Genomic DNA, 243 nt, shown 5'->3' with positions numbered 1-243 from the left:
GTGGTGTCACATATCAAGCCGCTCGAGCGCTAGGTATAGCCGAAAAAGTTGGATCGCTCAAGGCTGGGATGAGAGCAGAACTTTTGCGATGGCCTGTAACCGATGCTGCTGAGCTATGTTATCAAATTGGATTTCCCTATCACCCCGAGTGCTTCATTCAGGGTAACTGGAAGTCATTACGCCATGAGGAATAGATATGCTTCCTAAGCAATTTGAGGATAATCAGCGATTCTTGTCGTTTTG

1 protein-coding gene is annotated in these 243 nt (G+C 46.5%); it reads left to right on the top strand.

The genetic code is table 11. The features are described from left to right. Positions 1–194: hypothetical protein (locus tag IEX97_RS13865; protein ID WP_268238355.1), on the top strand; the 194-nt coding region annotated here is incomplete at its 5' end. Positions 195–243 lie beyond the last annotated feature (49 nt).

Source organism: Paenalicyclobacillus cellulosilyticus, from assembly GCF_014647315.1.
In the GTDB taxonomy this organism is placed as follows: Bacteria; Bacillota; Bacilli; order Alicyclobacillales; family Alicyclobacillaceae; genus Alicyclobacillus_J; species Alicyclobacillus_J cellulosilyticus.
Note: the sequence above shows the minus strand (reverse complement) of the source record. Positions and strands in the feature narration are given on the sequence as shown.